1 protein-coding gene is annotated in these 295 nt (G+C 49.8%); it reads left to right on the top strand.

The features are described from left to right. The first annotated feature begins 7 nt into the window (after window positions 1–7). Window positions 8–283, top strand: a complete 276-nt coding sequence (locus tag NE473_RS31655) for a hypothetical protein (RefSeq protein WP_256265685.1) — start codon at window positions 8–10, stop codon at window positions 281–283. The last annotated feature ends 12 nt before the right edge of the window (window positions 284–295 follow it).

Raw genomic sequence — 295 nt, 5'->3', positions numbered from 1 at the left:
CTATGGTCTGGCTTCCGGTATTACATCGGTTCTCCCGGCTCTGCTGACCAGTAAAATATTCGGAACCAGGGACTACGGCCCAATTTATGGAACCGTGGTTTCGGTCAACCGGTTCGGCGGAGTGATCGGCACGGTTTTAGTATCGCTCCTCTTTGACATCACTGGCGATTACAGCATCATCTGGCCTCTGTGCGCCATATGCATGGCCGCTACCCTTGTGGCGATTGTGTACTGTATGGGCTATTCGGAAAAAAAGATGAAGGATGTGAAATCGGCCGTTTAGCTGAAATAAAAT

It is taken from the genome of Hungatella sp. SL.1.14 (genome assembly GCF_024460495.1).
Taxonomy (GTDB): domain Bacteria; phylum Bacillota; class Clostridia; order Lachnospirales; family Lachnospiraceae; genus Hungatella; species Hungatella hathewayi.
Note: the sequence above shows the minus strand (reverse complement) of the source record. Positions and strands in the feature narration are given on the sequence as shown.